This window comes from Nonomuraea sp. bgisy101 (genome assembly GCF_057708945.1).
Map to the genome: position 1 here is coordinate 93,478 of NZ_JBYITD010000001.1, position 18,628 is coordinate 112,105.

The 18,628-nt window shown below is 72.0% G+C and carries 19 protein-coding genes and 1 pseudogene; 14 read left to right on the forward strand and 6 right to left on the reverse strand.

What is annotated here, in order from left to right:
* Window positions 1-50 precede the first annotated feature (50 nt).
* A complete protein-coding gene (locus AC3EO4_RS00445; protein WP_379579898.1) occupies window positions 51-560 on the reverse strand; it encodes an ATP-binding protein in 510 nt (169 codons plus the stop codon).
* 224 nt (window positions 561-784) lie between these two features.
* Here AC3EO4_RS00445 and AC3EO4_RS00450 point away from each other — a divergent pair, with 224 nt between their 5' ends.
* The 4 genes from AC3EO4_RS00450 (at window position 785) to AC3EO4_RS00465 (ending at window position 2,975) form a co-directional block, all read left to right on the forward strand.
* Window positions 785-1,606 carry a helix-turn-helix domain-containing protein gene (locus tag AC3EO4_RS00450; protein ID WP_379580270.1) on the forward strand — a complete coding sequence of 274 codons (822 nt, stop codon included), beginning with the start codon at window positions 785-787 and terminating at the stop codon, window positions 1,604-1,606.
* Window positions 1,607-1,843 carry a DUF397 domain-containing protein gene (locus AC3EO4_RS00455; RefSeq protein WP_379579896.1) on the forward strand — a complete coding sequence of 79 codons (237 nt, stop codon included), beginning with the start codon at window positions 1,607-1,609 and terminating at the stop codon, window positions 1,841-1,843. It abuts the gene before it with no gap.
* Between the two features lie 87 nt (window positions 1,844-1,930).
* Complete coding sequence (locus AC3EO4_RS00460; protein ID WP_379579894.1) at window positions 1,931-2,188, forward strand: hypothetical protein; 258 nt, start codon at window positions 1,931-1,933, stop codon at window positions 2,186-2,188.
* 43 nt (window positions 2,189-2,231) lie between these two features.
* Window positions 2,232-2,975, forward strand: coding sequence for a hypothetical protein (locus AC3EO4_RS00465; protein ID WP_379579892.1), 744 nt, complete (start codon window positions 2,232-2,234; stop codon window positions 2,973-2,975).
* Between the two features lie 145 nt (window positions 2,976-3,120).
* Here AC3EO4_RS00465 and AC3EO4_RS00470 read toward each other — a convergent pair whose 3' ends face one another.
* Window positions 3,121-3,702 carry a histidine phosphatase family protein gene (locus tag AC3EO4_RS00470; protein ID WP_379579890.1) on the reverse strand — a complete coding sequence of 194 codons (582 nt, stop codon included), beginning with the start codon at window positions 3,700-3,702 and terminating at the stop codon, window positions 3,121-3,123.
* A gap of 242 nt (window positions 3,703-3,944) precedes the next feature.
* Between AC3EO4_RS00470 and AC3EO4_RS00475 the strand changes: the two genes are divergently transcribed.
* Window positions 3,945-4,889: a zinc-binding dehydrogenase gene (locus tag AC3EO4_RS00475; RefSeq protein WP_431892816.1), complete on the forward strand. Its 945-nt coding sequence runs from the start codon at window positions 3,945-3,947 to the stop codon at window positions 4,887-4,889.
* Between the two features lie 96 nt (window positions 4,890-4,985).
* Here the strand turns inward: AC3EO4_RS00475 and AC3EO4_RS00480 are convergent, their stop codons facing one another.
* On the reverse strand, window positions 4,986-5,897 hold the full coding sequence (locus tag AC3EO4_RS00480; protein ID WP_431892818.1) for a TIGR03621 family F420-dependent LLM class oxidoreductase: 912 nt from the start codon (window positions 5,895-5,897) through the stop codon (window positions 4,986-4,988).
* Window positions 5,898-5,990: 93 nt separating this feature from the next.
* The gene (locus AC3EO4_RS00485) at window positions 5,991-6,647 is read right to left on the reverse strand and encodes a hypothetical protein (protein ID WP_379579885.1); all 657 of its coding nucleotides are present in this window, start codon (window positions 6,645-6,647) and stop codon (window positions 5,991-5,993) included.
* A gap of 89 nt (window positions 6,648-6,736) precedes the next feature.
* On the opposite strand from AC3EO4_RS00485, the gene AC3EO4_RS00490 reads away from it, so the two are divergent.
* The 9 genes and pseudogenes from AC3EO4_RS00490 (at window position 6,737) to AC3EO4_RS00530 (ending at window position 14,874) form a co-directional block, all read left to right on the forward strand.
* A complete protein-coding gene (locus AC3EO4_RS00490; RefSeq protein WP_379579883.1) occupies window positions 6,737-7,501 on the forward strand; it encodes a phytanoyl-CoA dioxygenase family protein in 765 nt (254 codons plus the stop codon).
* A complete protein-coding gene (locus tag AC3EO4_RS00495; protein ID WP_379579881.1) occupies window positions 7,486-8,487 on the forward strand; it encodes a phosphotriesterase family protein in 1,002 nt (333 codons plus the stop codon). Before AC3EO4_RS00490 ends, AC3EO4_RS00495 begins: the two co-directional genes overlap by 16 nt.
* Window positions 8,433-9,620, forward strand: coding sequence for a cytochrome P450 (locus tag AC3EO4_RS00500; protein ID WP_431892821.1), 1,188 nt, complete (start codon window positions 8,433-8,435; stop codon window positions 9,618-9,620). Before AC3EO4_RS00495 ends, AC3EO4_RS00500 begins: the two co-directional genes overlap by 55 nt.
* Window positions 9,617-10,417: an SDR family NAD(P)-dependent oxidoreductase gene (locus tag AC3EO4_RS00505; protein WP_431892823.1), complete on the forward strand. Its 801-nt coding sequence runs from the start codon at window positions 9,617-9,619 to the stop codon at window positions 10,415-10,417. Before AC3EO4_RS00500 ends, AC3EO4_RS00505 begins: the two co-directional genes overlap by 4 nt.
* A 6-nt stretch (window positions 10,418-10,423) precedes the next feature.
* Complete coding sequence (locus AC3EO4_RS00510) at window positions 10,424-11,284, forward strand: Gfo/Idh/MocA family protein (protein WP_379579877.1); 861 nt, start codon at window positions 10,424-10,426, stop codon at window positions 11,282-11,284.
* Window positions 11,285-11,484: 200 nt separating this feature from the next.
* A complete protein-coding gene (locus AC3EO4_RS00515; protein WP_431892826.1) occupies window positions 11,485-12,450 on the forward strand; it encodes an ABC transporter substrate-binding protein in 966 nt (321 codons plus the stop codon).
* Between the two features lie 68 nt (window positions 12,451-12,518).
* Complete coding sequence (locus tag AC3EO4_RS00520; protein WP_379580268.1) at window positions 12,519-13,478, forward strand: FecCD family ABC transporter permease; 960 nt, start codon at window positions 12,519-12,521, stop codon at window positions 13,476-13,478.
* Between the two features lie 56 nt (window positions 13,479-13,534).
* Window positions 13,535-14,239: pseudogene (locus AC3EO4_RS00525) on the forward strand (ABC transporter ATP-binding protein); the annotation flags it as partial.
* Entirely contained in the window at window positions 14,236-14,874 is a 639-nt protein-coding gene (locus AC3EO4_RS00530) for an adenosylcobinamide amidohydrolase (RefSeq protein ID WP_431892828.1), read from the forward strand. The pseudogene AC3EO4_RS00525 and the gene AC3EO4_RS00530, both read left to right, overlap by 4 nt.
* A gap of 16 nt (window positions 14,875-14,890) precedes the next feature.
* Here the strand turns inward: AC3EO4_RS00530 and AC3EO4_RS00535 are convergent, their stop codons facing one another.
* Window positions 14,891-16,552, reverse strand: coding sequence for a hydantoinase B/oxoprolinase family protein (locus AC3EO4_RS00535; RefSeq protein ID WP_379579869.1), 1,662 nt, complete (start codon window positions 16,550-16,552; stop codon window positions 14,891-14,893).
* Window positions 16,549-18,558: a hydantoinase/oxoprolinase family protein gene (locus AC3EO4_RS00540; RefSeq protein WP_431892831.1), complete on the reverse strand. Its 2,010-nt coding sequence runs from the start codon at window positions 18,556-18,558 to the stop codon at window positions 16,549-16,551. The genes AC3EO4_RS00535 and AC3EO4_RS00540 overlap by 4 nt, the downstream gene beginning before the upstream one ends.
* Between the last annotated feature and the right edge of the window lie 70 nt (window positions 18,559-18,628).

The following is an 18,628-nucleotide window of genomic DNA, read 5'->3' on the forward strand; positions in this document are numbered from 1 at the left end:
CTCGGTGCCCGGGTGTCCGGGCCTTCACGCGCACGGCGGACCGCCTGGAGTCAGGAGAGAACAGCCCAGACGATCTTCCCGTACGGCGACAGCGCGGACCAACCCCATCGATGGCTCAGCGACTCCACGATGTGCAGCCCGAGCCCGCCCACGTCGAGCGGTCCCGGATAGCGCAGCACGGGCACGGCGGCGGCGGGGTCGGTGAAGGCGCAGGTGACCAGCGAGCCCCTGCGCACCAGCGACATGCGCACGGGCTCGTGGTGCCGGACCTCGTCCAGCGTCAGGCCGTGGCGCAGCGCGTTGGTGGCGAGCTCCGACACCACCAGCTCCATGCTGTCGACCAGCTCGCCCATGCCCCAGCCGGCGAGTGTGCCGGAGGTGAAGCTGCGGGCGGAGTGAACGGATGAGGCCGCGGGGGGCAGGACGAACGTCGCGCTGGCGCCGATCGCCGTGCCGGGCACGAGGAGGTCGCGCGCCGCCTCAGGCCACCAGCCGACCGGGGGCCACCAGTCGAGCGTGGTCCACATGCCGAGGGGTTTGGTGGACTGCACGTTGATCATTCTGCGGCAGAGTCTCGTGCAGGTGCAAGAGCGAATGCACGTGCAGAAGCGATTGTCAGCCGCTACGGTTTGCCCTGTATCGGTGAATCAGGTGGCAAAGGGGGATCTTGCCGCGACCCATGATCTTTGGGGCGCGAAGTGACAGACTGTGTGGTACGGAAACGACCAAGGAGCAGCACGTGTCCATGGATCCGCCGGGTTCTGGCTCAACCGTTCGGCGCATCATGCTCGGCGCCAGCCTGCGTCGCCTGCGCGAGCAGCGCGGACTCACCCGCGATGTGGCCGGATTCCACATCAGGGCCTCCGAGTCCAAGATCAGCCGCATGGAGCTCGGCCGCGTCGGCTTCAAGACACGTGATGTGGAAGACCTGCTCACGCTGTACGGCGTCGTCGACGACGCCGAGCGGCGTGCCCTGCTGGAAATGGTCCGCGAGGCCAACACCCCCGGGTGGTGGCACAAGTACTCAGCCGTCCTGCCTCAGTGGTTCTCCACCTACGTGGGGTTGGAGGAGGCCGCCAGCCTGATCCGCACCTACGAGGTGCAGTTCGTGCCAGGCCTGTTGCAGACGGCGAACTACGCGAGGGCGGTCTACCAGCTCGGCAACCCCGACGCGACCTCTCAGGACATCGACCAGCGCGTGCATCTGCGCATGCAGCGACAGGAACGCTTCACCAGAAAGGACGGCCCTCGCCTGTGGGCCGTCATCGACGAGGCGACTCTGAGAAGGACCATCGGCGGGAGAGCGGTCATGTCCGAACAGCTTCAGCATCTGCTGCACGTGGCGACCTTCCCCAACATCACCATCCAGGTGATGCCCTTCAGGTACGGCATGCACGCCGCCGAAGGGGGCGCGTTCAGCATCATGCGGTTTCCCGAGTCCGACCTGTCGGACGTCGTCTACGTCGAACAGCTCTGGGGTGCCCTGTACCTGGACAAGCGTGAGGACATCGACCCGTACCTCACCGCCATGGAGCAGCTGTGCGTGGAGAGCACCACGCCGGGCGGCACCGTTGAGCTCATCGACGGTCTTCTCAGAAAGATGTAGATGGAGCACACCTACAACGGCATGCCCGCCACCGACCTGACCGAGGTCGCCTGGCGGAAGAGCCGCTACAGCAACTCGCAGGGCAACTGCGTGGAGCTCGCGGAGCTCCCCGACGGCGCGATCGCGGTACGCAACTCGCGCTTCCCCGAGGGCCCCGCGCTGATCTACACCCGCGACGAGATCCGGGCGCTGGTGCTCGGTGTGAAAGACGGGGAGTTCGACGGCCTCCTCGTTTAACACGGTGTTCACCTCCGGCGCACCCGCGTAACCCGGGTGCGCCGGAAGGGAAATCGCCAGGATTCATGCCTCAAGCAGGATCTGTGCATGCTCGACCAGATGACGCTCTACCCGATCGCCGACGACGTGCTCATCGCACCGGGCGGCAGGGTCGTGATCCGTACGTATGGTGTCTCCTCCGCCGTGCCCGACGGGGAGGTCTCCTACCGCACCTGGGTGACAGGGGTGCGCGACCAGCCGCGCTACTGGCACTGGGGCCACTTCGAGGACGCCGCCTCCGGACACCGGCGCGTCCTGGAGTGGCTGACGGGGCGCGGACCTCAGCCGGTTCCCGCCGTGGCCTGATATCATCCCGAGCAATCGCTTGGTTCGATCTCGGGAGGCCGTGGTGCGGCGAGGGATCCACCTGCTCGAGGAAGTCGACTTCCGGCCCATGAACTCCCGGCGGCCGCTGGAGTACCTCACCTGGCTGACGCGCTACAAGGAGGAGGACGCCACCCGCGACGCGCCCGAACTGACCGAGGGGATGTCCATCCGCTCCCGCGAGATCGACCTCGTCGGCGCCTTCTACGCCGTCGGCATCACCGGACACCCGCAGTTCAAGGCCGTCACGCTGTGGGACTGCCACGGCGGATGGGAGGGCGGCTGGCGGCAGATGATGGAGATCTACTCCGGCGTCGACTCGCGGCTGTTCCTGTCCGACATCGACGACCTGCGCTTCTCGGCGTTCTCCCGGCCGCTCGGCGCGGTCCACGGCAGCCCGCCGCTCGCCTCGGCGGCGCCCGCGCCGCTGTTCCTGTTCGAGAGCGCCACGGTACGGCCGGGCGCCGCCCTCGACTACCTGGAGGCCGTCCGCGCCGAACGCCTGCCCATCCTGCGCGACCACGGGCACACGCTCGTCGGGCTGTACGAGGTGCTGATGTGCGACACGGAGGTCGTCACCGTCTGGGGCGCCACACTCGACGCGCACCTGGCCCTCCAGCGGGCCAGGGACGCCGCCCTCGGGCTCGACGACGAGGTCTCACCCGACGAGCGGCTGCTGACCTGGGGCAAGAGGGCCCGCGACTACCTGTCGGGGCCCTGGAGGGAGACCATGCTGGTGCCCTTCCCCGGCAGCAGGCTCGCGCCTTAGGCGGCAGGCTCGCGCCTTAGGCGGCAGGCTCGCGCCTTGGAGGGTGGGGATCGCGGGCACGTGCCCTACTCGGAGGCGTTCCGGTGGGGATCGCGGGCGCGTGCCCTGCTTGGAGGCGTTCCGGTGGGGATCGCGGGCGCGTGCCTCAGGCCGGGGCGTTCCAGGTGAGGATCACCGGCTCGGCGTGCTCGAACCCGAGCCGCGAGTAGGTCCCCGTGTCCAGCCTGAAGAACCTTCCGTCCTGCGGTGACAAACCCAGCCACCTGGCCGTCAGCACCCGCAGGAAGTGGCCGTGAGCGACCAGGGCCACCTGGCCGGGCACGCCCTTCGCCCGCGCGATCACCCTGTCGGCCCTCGCCGCCACCTGCTCGGCGCTCTCGCCCGGATGTTCTGCGTCACCGGGGGGCACGCCGTCACGCCACAGGTACCAGCCGGGACGGCTCTCCCGGATCGTCGGCGTGGTGATGCCCTCGTAGCCGCCGTAGTCCCACTCCCACAGGTCGGGATCCACCTCGTAGTCGGACAGTCCGGCGAGCTCGGCCGTACGGCGCGCCCTGGCCGCGGGGCTGACCAGCACCAGGTCGAACGAGCGCGCCTTCACCAGCGGGGCCAGCGCCCTGGCCTGGTCCTCGCCGGCGGGGGTCAGGGGCAGGTCGGTACGGCCCGTGTGCCGCCCCGCCCTGCTCCACTCGGTCTCGCCGTGTCTCAAGAGCAACATTTCATCCATAGCAGGACCATCATCGCCGACCGGCGGCTTCCGGACCTCGCCGGGTCGCGCCTGCCCGGGACGGCGCCCCCCACGGGCCACCCGTCCTGCTGCTCCGGAACCGCCCGGCCCGCCGATCCGCCCCGCCGTTCGGCCGCCCGGTTCGTTCCGTCCGGGTTGTGGTCCTGGCCGCGCCCGGTTGACCTCAACTCGACTTGAGGTTGCATCGTGGCGGTGAAGCCACCGAACGAACGGAGAACCTCATGCGCGCCGTCGTCCTGCACGCCTACGGGCCCGCGGAGAACCTGACCTACGAGACGGTCGACGACCCCGTCCCCGCCGCGGGCGAGGTGCGCATCGGGGTGAAGGCCGCGGGCGTGCACCTCATCGAGACCCTGTTGCGTACCGGCGTCACCATCGGACCGCCGGTCCCTGAGCTGCCGGCCGTCTTCGGCGGCGAGGTGGCGGGAGTGGTGGACGCCGTCGGCCCCGGCGTCGACGAGTCGTGGATCGGGCGCGGGGTGGTGACGGGCACGAGCAGACCCGGCGGGTACGCCGAGCTCAGCGTCGCCTCGGTGGACGCGCTGCACGTCGTACCCGAGGGGCTCGGGTTCGAGGAGGCGGTGGCCATGATCGTGACCGGCACCACCACCATGGCCCTGATCGACCTCGGCGCGCCCACCGCCGACGACGTCGTCCTGGTCAACTCGGCGGCCGGCGGCATCGGCCGGCTGCTGGTGCAGCACGCGCGCGACATCGGGGCCGAGGTCGTCGGCGCGGCGGGCGGCCCCGCGAAGGTGGCGACCGTCCAGGGCCGAGCGGTCGACTACGACGTGCCCGGCTGGAGCTCCCAGGTCGGCGAGGTGACGCTCGTCTTCGACGGTGTCGGCGGCACCCGTGGGCGTGAGGCGTTCTCGCTGCTGGCCCCCGGCGGGCGGCACATCGTGTACGGCAACGCCTCCCGCGAGGAGACGGACGGGCCCACGCCGGAGGAGGTGAAGGCCAAGGACATCACGTCGATCTACGCGATCGAGCGGATCCTCGCCTGGCCGGGCGGGCGGCGAGAGCTGGAGGAACGGGCGCTCGCGCAGGCGGCGTCGGGCCGCCTGACGCCCGAGGTGCGGACGTTCCCGCTGGCGGAGGCGGCCGCGGCGCACGCGGCGCTGGAGAGCCGCGCCACGACAGGCAAGGTCGTCCTCATCCCCTGACCGTCTGGGTCCCCTGACCGCCCCTTGGAGGGTCCCTGGCCGCCCGGGCCCGGGTGGCCGCCTCAAGGGGCGCCATCCGCCGTCCGTGGCGTGAGGTCAGCGGCCGGAGAGTTCCTCGACGACGGGGGTGAACGCGTCCAGGTCCCGTTCGTGGTGGAGGACGTAGTAGGAGACGTCGTGGGTGTCACGCCAGTGGCGGAGCTTGTCGACGACGTCCCGTCTGGTCCCGAGGAGCACCTGGGGTGTCTCGCGCTGCGGGGAGGAGTCGGCGGCGCTCCACGACTCCCTCGACCGTTCGGTCCCGAGTTGCTGGATGCTCGTCCCGAGCTCCACGTCGGAGTAGCGGCCGGCCGCCGCCGTACGGACGAGGTCGATCTTGTCGAGGAACGCGGACAGCCCGCCGTCGGCGCCGTCGGGGCCGGTGCCGTCGGCGCGGACCCGCATGCCGAGGTTGATCACGTTCGCCTCGCGGGCGGCCAGGCCGAGCATGCGCGGGCCGCCGCCGCCGAGGAGCAGCCGAGGGTGGGGCCGCTGGACCGGCTTGGGCTGCTGGTCGAGCGCGTCGACGCGGTAGTGCGCGCCGCTGAAGGAGAACGGCGCGTCACCCCAGAGCCCCTTCAGCACGGTCACGGCCTCGGCCAGCCGGGAGACGCGCACGCCCGGTGGGTCGAGTCGCAGGCCGGCGGCGATGTAGTCCGCGGCCATCCAGCCGGTGCCGAGTCCGAGCTCCAGGCGTCCGTCGGACAGCAGGTCGAGGGTGGCCGACTCCTTGGCCAGCACGGCGGGGTGCCGGAAGTCGTTGGCGGCCACGAGGGTGCCCACCCTGAGCCGCGTGGTGGCGCAGGCGGCCGCCGTCATCGCGGCGAAGGGGGCCAGGCGGGGGCCGACGAGGTGGTCGGGGACCAGGAGCACGTCGAATCCGGTGGCTTCCAGGCGCCTGGCCTTCTCCGCCCAGGCCTTGCCCGACTCGGCCTGCCGTACGACCGCCGCGAACCTGAACCGCCGCATCCCGCCTCCCGACCAAGCGTTTGGTCAGAACCCTAGATCGGGCGGGCCCCTTCCGCCAGGGCCGGGCCGTGCGGACGGCCCGGCCGGTGCCGTTCAGCGCTGGTTCAGCAGCCCGAGGGCGACGCCGCCCATCCCGGCGGTCATGATCAGCCAGGCGATCCCGGCGGCCGCGCTCCCCAGCCCGGCGAACCACGGGATCGGGATCGCCACCGGCCCGACGATCAGCGCGATGGCCGCCCACGGGGGCGCGGTCTTGCCGAGCAGTGCGGCGACGCCCAGCAGGAGGAAGCCCACCAGGCCGAGCAGGAACGCCATCCCGAAGATCGAGGTGGGCAGGCCCTCGTTGTAGGCGGTGTAGAGCGCGGTCAGCTTGGCGGGGTCCAGGCCGGCCTTGACGCCCGCGTACAGCACGTCGTCCGAGTTGCCGCTGACCGGGACGATCATGATGAAGGCGAGGATCGTGGCGACGAGGCCGAGCGTGGGCTTGCCGAGGCGCGCGACCCTGGACACGCCGAGCGCCGCGGGGATGATCGTGATGGCGCTGATCGCCGACAGCCAGGCGAGCACGGGGTAGGAGGAGGCGTTGGCGGCGAACTGCCGGACGTACGCCTCGCCCTCCGCGGTGATGTCGCCCGGCGCCAGCATGATGGACACGCCGATGGCCAGCGGTGCGATCACCGCAGCGGCGATCATGGCGTAGCGGGCGAAGGTGTCGGCTCCCGACCGGGGAGTCGTGTCGAGACTGGTCATGGCCCGAGCGTCCGCGCGGAGCGGATTCCGCGCATGAGTAGGTCCCTACTCATCTTGTTTTACCAAGCGCTTGCTCAGACACTGTGGGCATGGACGTGCGCGCGACGACCGACGACGAGGTCGCCTTCTTCCAAGCCAACGGGTGGGTGAGGCTGGCCCGCCTCGTCGATCCGGCCACCGTGGCCGACCTGCGCGAACGCGCTCTCGCCCGGCTCGGCGAGCGGTCGAGGGCCCGCGCCACCCTGGTCGACCGGGCCTTCGGCCAGTCGCGCGACATCGCGCGCGAGGACGAGCGGTTCGGCGAGCTGACCGCACGCCTGGCTCCCGCCGCCGTGCGGTTGCTGACCGGCGTCGCCGCGGTCCGGATGCAGGTCACCAACCTGCTGGTGAAGGAGGCGGGCCACGCGGGGGAGCACGGCGCGACGCCCTTCCACCAGGACTTCCCCTGGATGCCCATGGACCGCTCGGCCATGCTGACCGTCTGGCTCGCCCTGGCCCACGTGCCCGCCGACATGGGCGCGCTGCGCTTCTACAACGGCTCGCACCGCCACGGCCTGCTCGGCAGGAGCTTCACCACGGCGGGCGACGACCAGCTCACCCAGCATCCGTGGCTCAAGGAGCTGGAGCTGTCGCCGCCGCTCGACCTGGCGGCGGGCGACGCGACCGTCCACCACGCCCTGACCGTGCACGGCGCGCCCGCCAACCGGCACGACTCGCCGCGGCTGTCGTTCACCGTGACCTACTTCGACGCCGACACGCTCTACACCGGCATGCCGTACGGCCAGACGGACGGCCTCGGTCTGGAAGTGAACAAGCCCTTCGACCACCCGAGGTTCCCGTGCCTTGGACAGTGAGCGGCTTCAAGGACGACCTCGGCGCGACGCTCATGCACGAGCACGTCTTCGGGCTGAGCCCGGAGATCCTGTGGAACTGGCCCGACATCCCCGAGGGCTGGGACCTGGAGACACGCGCCAGGGAGGCGGCGGACAAGCTGGACGCGCTCAAGGCGGCGGGCATCGACACGATCGTCGACCTGACCGTGGTCGGCCTCGGCCGCTACGTGCCCGCCGTCCAGCGGGTGGCCGAGCTGACCGAGCTGACCATCGTCGCCGCCACGGGCCTCTACACCTATGACGCGCTGCCGCCGTACTTCGGCAACCGGGGGCCCGGCAGCCTGTTCGGCGGCCGGGACCGGCTGGCGGAGTTCTTCGTCAGGGACATCACCGAAGGCATCGGCAGGACGGGTGTGAAGGCGGCGATGCTCAAGTGCGCCTCCGACCATCTCGGCATGACGCCCAACTGCGAGCGGGTGTTCAGGGCGGTCGCCGAGGCGCACGTGGCCACGGGAGCGCCCATCACCACCCACAGCGCCCAGCCTGGCGGGCTGGAGCAGCAGCGGGTCCTGGCCAAGGCGGGCGTGGACCTGAGCAGGGTGGTCATCGGTCACGCGGGCGACTCCACCGACCTGGCCTACCTGGAGGAGCTCATCGCCAACGGCTCCTACCTCGGGATGGACCGCTTCGGGATCGAGTCGATCAGCTCCTTCGACGACCGGGTCGACGTGGTCGCCAGGCTGTGCGCGCGCGGCCACGCAGGACGGCTCGTCCTGTCGCACGACTCGTACTGCTTCAACGACAGGTTCGACCCCGACGTCGTACGGCGACGCCACCCCAACTACCACCTGCTCCACATCCCCACCGACGTCCTGCCGGAGCTGCGGAGACGAGGCGTCACCGAGGAGCAGATCCACCAGATGCTCGTCGACAACCCGCGGAGGATCTTCGGATGGACTTCGACGTCACCCAGGACTGGCACGTCGCCTCGCCGTACGACTTCCTGAGACGGCTGCGGCACGAGCGGCCGGTCTTCCGCAGCGAGCACCTCGGCGCCTACGTCCTGACCAGGTACGCCGACGTGCGAGCCGCCTACGGCGACGCCCGCAGGTTCTCCTCCAAGGGCTCGCTCACGATCTCGCGCAGCCTCACGGAGGAGACCAGGGCCAGGCTCGGCGAGCACGGCTCGTTCCTGTCGAGCTTCGTGGCCAACGTGGATCCGCCCGACCACACCCGCCTGCGCCGCTCGGTCTCGCGTGCCTTCACCCCCCGGGCGGTGGCGGCGCTGGAGCGGCGCTTCCGCGAGCTCAACGAGGACGTGCTCGACCGCGTGGCGGGTCGCGGCCGCGCCGACTTCGTCGAGGAGATCGCGCACGAGCCCTCGGTCAAGCTCACCGCCGCCTTCATCGGCGTGCCCGCCGCCGACGAGGAGTTCGTCCAGCAGAGGGTGAAGGAATGGTTCCAGCTGTTCCTGTCGCCGCAGCCGCCCGGCAGGCAGCTCGAGCTGGCCGACGGCTTCCTGACCTACCTCGACTACGTGGACCGGCTGGTCGTGGCCAGGGCCAAGGACCCGCAGGACGACTTCACCTCGCTCATGACCTCGCTCATCGGCGAGGAACTGTCCCACCGCGAGGTGGTGGAGCTGATCTCCACGATCCTGCTCGGCGGCAACGACACCGTGCCCAACCAGCTGGGCAACAGCGTCCTGCGCCTGCTCAGGGAGGGCCAGTGGCCGGTGCCGCCCGAGCGGGTGGCGAACGCGGTCGAGGAGTGCATGCGCATCGACGGCGCCGCGCTCGGCTCCTTCAGGTTCGCCACCACGGACGTCGAACTGCACGGCGTGACGATCCCCGCAGGGGAGCTCGTGCTGCTGTCCACCGACTCCGCCGCCCATGACGAGACCGTCTTCCCCGACCCCGAGAGGTTCGTGATCGACCGGCCCAACGCCGACGCGCACATGGTCTTCGGATACGGCATCCACTTCTGCGTCGGCGCCGCCCTCGGCCGCCTCCAGCTCCGCACCGCCCTCGACGTGCTCGGCGCCCGCCTGCCCGGACTGCGCCTGGCCGAGGGAGCCTCCGTCGCCTACCGCAGGTCGATCGTCGGCCGCGGCCTGCCGTCCCTGATGGTCGAATGGTGAGCCGCTTCGACGGCAGGGTGGCGCTGGTCACCGGAGCGGGTTCGGGCATCGGCGCGGCCTGCGCGGCCAGGCTCGCCGCCGAGGGGGCCTGCGTCGGCGTCGCCGACCTGCGCTCGGCCTCGGCCAAGCGCACGGCGGCGGCCATCAGGGGGAGGGGCGGCACCGCCATGGCCATCACCTGCGACGTCTCGGACGAGAAACAGGTCGCCGCGGCCGTGGCCGACCTGGTGGCCGCCTTCGGCCGCCTGGACGTGCTGCACTCCAACGCCGCCTGCCTCGACCGCGACGTCTACGGCCGCGACGGAGACCTGGCCGACCTCGACGTCGCCGTGTGGGACAGGACGATGGCGGTCAACCTGCGCGGCGCCATGCTCATGGTCAAGCACGCCGTCCCCGCGATGGGGAGCGGCGCCGCGATCGTGATCACCTCCTCCCTGTCGGGTCTTCTCGGCGACGTCGACCACGCCGCCTACGGCACCTCCAAGGCGGCCATCGGCGGCTTCGTCCGCTACGTCGCCACCATGTACGGCGGGCGCGGCGTCCGCTGCAACGCCGTCGCCCCCGCGCTCGTCATGACCGAGGCCGCCAGGCTCGCGCTCGGCCCCGGCCGTCTGGCCGACAAGGCCGCCGAACGGCTGCTGCCGTGGCCGTGCGAGGTGGAGGACGTGGCCGCGCTGGTCGCCTTCCTCGCCTCCGACGAGGCGCGCTGCGTCACCGGCCAGACGCTGGTGATCGACTCGGGCACCTCGGCGCATCGGCCCGAGCACGCCATCCATACGTGGCAGGGCCTAGAGTGACGATCTATGGAGCCTTTGGCGGTAGGACTGGTGGGCGCGGGGCCGTGGGCGGAGATGGCGCACGCGCCGATGCTGGCCAGGGGGCCGCACACGAGGCTCGCGGGCGTGTGGGCCCGCCGTCCCGAGGCGGCGGCCAGGCTGGGCGCCCCGGTCTACGAGCGGATCGAGGAGCTGTTCGACGCGGTCGAGGCGGTGGCCTTCTGCGTGCCGCCGGCCGTCCAGGCCGAGCTCGGCGTGCTGGCCGCCAAGGCGGGCAAGGCGCTGCTGCTGGAGAAGCCGCTGGCGGCCGATCTCGACGGCGCGCGCAGGCTCGCCGCCGCGGTGGCGGAGGCGGGCGTGCCGTCCCAGATGCTGCTCACGCTGCGCTACTCGCCGCAGGCGCGGGAGTTCCTGTCCAGGTGCGCCGAGGTCGAGGCGTTCGGCGGCCATGCGGCGGCCATCTCGGGCACGCTCTCCGGCGGCGGCCCCTTCGCGACCCCGTGGCGGCTGGAGCGCGGCGCCCTCCTCGACGTGGGGCCGCACGTGATCGACCTGCTCGACGCGGCCCTCGGCAGGGTGGTCGGCGTCCGGGCCCACGGCGACCCGCTCACGTGGATGGGCCTGCTGCTCGACCACGAGGGCGGCGCCGTGAGCGAGGTGTCCCTGTCCATGTCCGCCGTGGGCGACGTGCCGCCCATGCGCGTCGAGGTGTACGGCGCCGCGGGCGGCGTCCAGCTGCCCGCCTTCGACGACGACCCGCTGGACGTCGTGGCCGAGGAGTTCGCGGCCACCGTACGGCGGGGCGGCGGTCACCCGCTCGACGCGGCGCGCGGCCTGCACCTTCAGGAGATCATCGCCGAGGCCGAGTCCCAGCTCACCACCCCTTGACTTCGGCCCCACGGGGAGAATTGATAGCGTTTGTCCGACGCGCAGCGTTGCAGCGAAGTCCGGTGTGAATCCGGCGCTGTCCCGCAACTGTCATAGCCAGGTCGCCTGCCGCCGCGCCGACGTCGTCAACCCTCGTGGAAAAGGGTGATCCGTCGCGTATTCGCGGGTCTCTCGGTTCCGACAGTGTGAAAGGACTACTCGTGAGGCCCGTACGCACGGCCTTCGCGGGCGCGCTGCTGGGAACGGTCGTCCTGGCCGGCTGCGGCCAGACTCCCGCCCCCGCCGCCCCCTCGTCGAGCGCCCCCTCCTCCGCCCCTTCGTCGTCCGGCACCGCCGCGCAGGACGCCGCCTTCCCCGCCACCGTCCAGGCGGGCAACGGCGCGGTCACCATCGCCGCCAAGCCCCAGCGCATCGTCTCGATCTCGCCGACCGCCACCGAGACGCTCTTCGCGATCGGCGCGGGACCCCAGGTCGTCGCGGTCGACGACATGTCGACCTACCCCGCCGAGGCCCCCAAGACGGACCTGTCAGGCTTCAACCCGAACGTCGAGGCGATCATCGCGCACAAGCCCGACCTCGTCGTCGCCTCCGACGACAAGGTCGCCGCCCAGCTCGCCAAGGTGAACGTGCCCGTCCTGGTGGAGCCGGCCGCCACCAAGATCGACGAGGCCTATGACGAGATCATCGACCTCGGCACGGCCACGGGCAACAAGGCCAAGGCCGACGAGGTGGTCGCCGGCATGAAGGACAAGCTGGCCGCGCTCTCCTCGGCCGCGCCGCAGGCCAAGAAGCTCTCCTACTACCACGAGCTCGACACCACGCCCTACGCCGCGACGTCCACGACTTTCATCGGCCAGATCTACGGCATGTTCGGCCTGGTCAACGTGGCCGACAAGGCGCCCGAGGCGGCCGGCGGCTATCCCAAGCTCTCGGCGGAGTTCGTCGCCAGGGCCGACCCCGACCTGATCTTCCTTGCCGATGTGAAGTGCTGTCAGCAGAACAGGGAGACGCTGGCCAAGCGGCCCGGATGGCAGAACCTCAAGGCCGTCAAGAACGACCGCGTCATCCAGCTCGACGACGACATCGCCTCCCGGTGGGGTCCGCGCATCGTGGACCTGGCCACCGCGATCGGCGAGGCCGTGCGCAAGGCCGACGCGAGCCAGTGAAGCCGCGCGTGCCCGCCAGGGCCAGACCGCTGTGGGTCGCCGCCGCCCTCGCCGTCCTCGCCATCTCGATGATCGCGGGACTGCTGGGCGGCGCGGCCGGCATCTCGCCCTGGCAGGTCGTGCTCCAGGCCGTCGACTGGCTGCCCGGCGTCCACGTCGATTCGGGTCTCGCTCCCATCGAGCGGGACCTGCTGTGGCAGATCAGGCTGCCCGGCGTGCTGGTGGCCGCCACCGTCGGTGGGCTGCTGGCCATCGCGGGCGGCGGCTACCAGGGCGTCTTCCGCAACCCGCTGGCCGACCCCTACCTGCTCGGCGCGGCCTCCGGCGCGGGCCTCACGGTCACGATGGTGATCGTGTTCCTGCCCGGCAGCGCCGCGAGCGTCCCCGTTGCCGCCTTCGTGGGCGCGGTCGGCGGCGTGTTCCTCGCCTACGCCCTCGGCAACACCGCGGGCCGCTCGGGCGGCACCGCGACCCTGGTGCTGGCGGGCGTGGCCGTCACGTCCTTCCTGACCGCCATCCAGACCTTCGTCCAGCAGCTCAAGGTGGAGGAGCTGCGGCGCATCTACTCGTGGATCCTCGGCGACGTCAGCGGCGGGTGGGACCAGCTCGCGCTGGTCGCGCCGTACGCGCTCGTCTCCACCGTCCTGCTCCTGCTGCACGGGCGCATGCTGGACGTGCTGTCCGTCGGCGACGAGGAGGCCACGGCCCTGGGCGTCAGGGCGGCGAGGGTACGGCTCGCCGTGCTCTTCGGCGCGTCCCTGGCCACCGCGGCGGCCGTCGCCGTCAGCGGGCTCATCGCCTTCGTCGGCATCGTCGTCCCGCACGTGGTGCGCCGGCTGGCGGGCGGCTCCTATCGCATCGTGCTGCCGCTCTCGCTGATCGGCGGGGGCGCGTTCCTCGTCCTGGCCGACCTCATCGCCCGCACCGTCATGGCCCCCGCCGAGCTGCCCATCGGCGTCGTCACCGCCTTCGTCGGCGCGCCCTTCTTCGTGGGCGTCCTGCGCATGACCAGGAGGGCGGAGATGTGATCGAGACCCGGGAGCTGTCGGTGGTCCTCGGCCGGAGGCAGGTGCTGTCCGAGGTCTCGCTGACGGTAGCGCGGGGCGAGTGGCTGGCGGTGATCGGGCCCAACGGCGCGGGCAAGTCCACGCTGCTGCGCGCGATCATGGGGCTGGTGCCCCGCGCAGGCTCGGTCCTGTTCGACGGCGCGCCGCTCGACCGGCCGAGAGAGCGGGCCAGGCGGGTGGCCTTCGCCCCCCAGACGCCCGCGCTCCCCGCCGACATGACCGTCTTCGACTACGCGCTGCTGGGCCGCACGCCGTACATCCCCTACCTCGGGCGGGAGAGCAGGCGGGACAGGGACGTGATCGCCTCGGTGCTCGACAGGCTCGACCTGACCGAGCTGGCAGGGCGGCGGGTGGAGAACCTGTCGGGCGGCGAGCGGCAGCGGGTGGTGCTGGCCAGGGCCCTGGCCCAGGAGGCCCCCGTCCTGCTGCTGGACGAGCCCACCACCGCCCTCGACCTCGGTCACCAGCAGCAGGTCCTCGAACTGCTGGACCGGCTCAGGCTCGGAGACGGGCTGACCGTCGTCACGACCCTGCACGACCTGAGCCTGGCAGGGCAGTACGCCGACAGGCTGCTCCTCGTCGCCGACGGCCGCGCGGTGGCCTCGGGCAAACCGGTCCAGGTGCTGACCGAGGAACTGGTGGGCAGGCATTTCGAGGCGCACGTCAAGATCGAGCCGGGCCCCGACGGGCGGCCTGTCGTCCACCTGGTGAGGGGCCGTTGAAGCTGTCGTACCGCGTGGAGGAGGGGGCCAGGCTCGGCTCGCTGCTGTGGGAGTTCGGGCCCGGCTGGAGGATGATCTCCTCGGCGATGCTCGGCGGCGGCATCGGCCCGCGCTCGTGGGTGCTGAACGCGCAGGTCGTCGCCGGATACTCGCGCATGGACCCGGTCGACCACCTGACCTCGCTGGGGCCCGAGGGGGAGGGCGTCGGCATGATGACCGCGGCCTCCGTCGACCGCTACACGACCGGCTCGGACGGCGGCGTGCAGGCGGTCGCGACCGTCGGTCTGCGCGTGCCCACGTGGGCCGCCGCCCCTCCCGGCCACGTCGACCCCGAACTGGCGCCGCTGCGGGTCGGCACCATCAACCTCATGATCACCGTCCCTGTGGCGATGACCGACGCGGCCCTGGTCAACGCCGTCATGACCGCCACGGAGGCCAAGACCCAGGCGCTCATCGAGGCGGGCTTCCCCTGCACGGGCACCGCCTCCGACGCCGTCTGCGTCGCCGTGCCCTCGTCGGGGCCCGAGGAGGTGTTCGGCGGCCCGCGCTCCCTCTACGGCTCCAGGCTCGCCCGCGCCGTCCACGCGGCGGTACGGCGGGGCGCCACCGGGTGGCGCCCGCGCGGCACCGGCTGAACGCCCGCGGCGGCCCTCACAGGGACAGGCCGTAGTCCTCCGCGGCCGAACGCGCGCTCACCCGGCCCGCCCGGAGGTCGGCCTCGACCAGGGCTCTGTCCCTCAGCATCGGCGAGCCGAGCCCGCCGCCTCCCGTCGTCTCGACGACGAACGCCTCTCCGGCCTGGAACAGCACGTTGTTCGCCTTGTCGGGGAGCCGCTCGAGCGAACCGTCCGCGTGCCGTTTGAAGAAGCCGCCCAGCCTGCCGGGCAGCCCGCCGTCCCGCCCGGGAGGGGCGTTGCGCAGCCGGTCGCCGCGCGTCGTGACGTGGCACGGGGCGAGGAATCGCAGGACCGTGCGCGAGCCGAGGCCGCCCCTGAACGCGCCTGGTCCGCCAGAGTCGGGAACGGTCTCGATCGACTCCACCACCAGCGGGCAGCGGGTCTCCACCGGCTCGGCCTGGGGCACGGAGTTCCGGCCGATCCCGAAGTGCACGCCCGTCGCGTCGGGCCCGTCCAGCCCGCGCCGCGCGCCCACGCCGCCGAAGTCGTAGGAGAGGTGAATCCAGTAGGGCGCTCCGACGGCGGCGATCGAGAACGGCTGGAGGATGCCGCTGGCGGCGATCGCCCGCTCCGGCATCGCGTCGGACAGCGCCTGGAAGATCGCCTCCATGGCCGCGTAGATCGGCACGAATCTGCCTCCGCACGGGTGCGGGGGGCCGGCGTTCACCAGCGACCCCTCGGGCAGGCGCACGTCGATGGCGCGCAGGCAGCCGTCGTTCATGGGGATCGTCGGGTCGAGGAAGCAGCGCACGGCGAAGACGGCGGCGGCCAGCGACTGCGAGGAGGAGGAGTTGATCGCGGCCGGCACCTGCGGGTCGGTCCCCTCGAAGTCCACGACCACGTCGGCGGCGCCGGTCGTGACCGCGACCCTGACGGTGTGCGTCCTGCCGGGGTGGACGCCGTCGCCGTCGATCGGATAGGAGGCGGTGAAGCGGCCGTGCGGGAGGTCGGCCAGGGCGGCGCGGGTGCGGGACTCGGTGTGGTCGAGGTAGGCGTCGATCCCGCGCGCCAGGCCCTCGGCGCCGTACTCGCCGGCGAGGGAGGACATGCGCGAGGCGGCGACGGCGGTGCCCGCGACGAGCGCGCGCACGTCGCCCATCACCTTGTCGGGAGTGCGCGAGTTGGCGCGCAGGATGGCCTCGACGGCCGGTTCGAGACCCGCCGCGGTGGCGAGGCGCACGGGAGGGAGCTGGAGGCCTTCGAGGAAGATGTCGGTCGCCAGGGGCGCCATGCCGCCCGCCGACAGGCCGCCCAGGTCAGAGACGTGGATCATCGCCGCGGTGAAGTAGGCGGGGACTCCGGAGACGAAGACCGGCCGGTAGACGAGCAGGTCGTTGGTGTGCACCCCGCCGCGGTAGGCGTCGTTCAGGACGTAGACGTCGCCCTGCTCCATGGCGTCGAGGGGATGGTCGGCCAGCAGCGAGGGCAGGGCCACCTTGAGCGCCATGCTGTTCATGAGCGTGGTGGCCATGGACTGGGAGACCAGCCGGCCCCCCGCGTCCAGGACGGCGGCGGAGGCGTCGGAGCCCTCGACGATGAACGTGGAGTAGGCCGAGCGGACGACGACGATGCTCGCCTCCTCCGCCGCGACGACCAGGGCGTTGCGCAGGACCTCGGCGGTCAGGTCGTCGTTCACGCCTGGTCCTCCTCGCGCAGGGTCCTGGTGAGGACCACGGCGCCGTCGGGCGCGAGGGCGGCGCTCCAGCCAGGGGGGACGACGATGGTGGACTCGGGGTCCTCGACGACGGCGGGGCCCTCCACGCGGGTCAGGGCGGCGCGGGCGAGCACGGGCACCTCGACGTGGCCGCCGCGTTCGGGAAAGTAGGCGGTCCTGGTTCCCGCGCTCGCGGACGGCTCGCGGGCGAACCGGCGCGCCGGACCTTTCGCGGAGGCGACGCTCAGCCGGAGGCGGAAGCTGACCAGCTCGATCTCGCCCTCCTGCGCTATGCCGTACACCTGCCGGTACTTCGCGAAGAAGGCGCCGGCGACGGACGGTCCCCACGGAACGGTGAGCTCGTGCGCCTGGCCGCGGAAGCGGACGTCCACCGAGCGCTCGACGCGCACCCCGGTGGAGCCGGGCGCGATCGCGAGGTCCTCGCGGGCCGCGGCCTCCAGGGAGTCGAAGACGGCCGCGGGATCGGGGGCCGACGGCGCGGACAGCACGCGCTCGGTCGACAGCTCGCCCGCGAGCAGCCCGGCGGCCGAGGCGACGCCGCACAGGGCGGGCACGACGACCGTGCCGATGCCGAAGCGCTCGGCGACCCTGGCGGCGTGCATCGGGCCCGCGCCGCCGAAGGCGACCATGACGAACCCTCTGGGGTCGATCCCGCGCTGCACGGTCACCACGTGCACCGCCGACCCCATGGCCGCGCACACGATCTCGTGGACGGCGTGGGCCGCCGCCTCGCGTGACACCCCCAGCGGCCCCGCCACCCTGTCCAGCGCCTTCTCCGCCAGCTCGGCGGAGAGCGGGAAGGCAGTGAAGGAGCCGGGGGAGAGGTAGCCGAGGACCAGGTTCGCGTCCGTGACGGTGGGGGCGGAGCCGCCCACCCCGTAGCAGGCGGGCCCGGGGGAGGATCCGGCCGAGCGGGGGCCCACTCGTAAGGCGCCCGCCGTGTCCACCCACGCGATGCTGCCGCCGCCCGCCCCCACCTCGGCCAGGTCGATGGCGGGCGTCTTGACCGGCACGCCCGTGCCCGCCCTGCGGCCGCCGAAGCTGCCCTTGCCGCCCACGTGGAACTCGTGGGTGATCTCGGGCCTGCCGTTCCTGATGACGCACGTCTTGGCCGTGGTGCCGCCCATGTCGAAGGAGATCACCTCGGGATGGCCGGTGAGCGCGGCGGCCAGGACGCCCGCGGCGGGGCCCGACTCGATCGTCGCCACCGCCCTGCGCGCGGCCTGCGCGGCCGACATGACGCCGCCGCCCGACTCCATGACGTGCACGGGGGCGGTGATGCCGAGCGAGGCGAGCCCCTCGCGCAGCCGGGTGAGGTAGGACGACATGAGCGGCCCGACGTAGGCGGACATGATGGTGGTCGTGGCACGTTCGTACTCCCTGAGCTCGGGCCACACCTCCGACGAGACCACCACGTCGGGCACGTGCTCCCTGAGGACGGCGGCCACCTGCCGCTCGTGCGCGGGGGCGGCGTAGGAGTGCAGGAGGCACACCGCGACCGAGGTGATGCCGCGGGCGGCGATCTCGCGGGCGGCCTGCCGTACGGACTCCAGGCGGAGCGGCACCAGCACCGAGCCGTCGGCGGCGACGCGCTCGTCGACCTCGAAGCAGTCCTCGGCGGCCACGGGCGAGAGCGGCGGGGTGAAGCGGAGGTCGTAGCGGTCCTCCTCCACCCGCGCGTAGCGGCCGAGCGGGATCACCGAACGGAATCCGCGCGTGGTCACGAAGGCGACGCGAGCGCCCGTGCGCTCCAGGACGGCGTTCGTGGCCAGGGTGGTGGCGTGCACCACCCTCGTGACCAGGGAGGGGGTGGCATCCGTGAGCAACTGAGAGATACTGAGCATGATGCCCGTGAGGGGGTCGTCGGGCGTGCTCAGGCATTTGGCGACCGACACCTCGCCGTGCGGACCGCGCAGCACGGCGTCCGTGAACGTGCCGCCGACGTCGACCCCGATCTGGTACTCCACGTCGATACGGTAGGACTCAAGCAAGCGCTTGTCACGATTGACTTTCGGTGGGCGGTTGGGACTCTGGTTC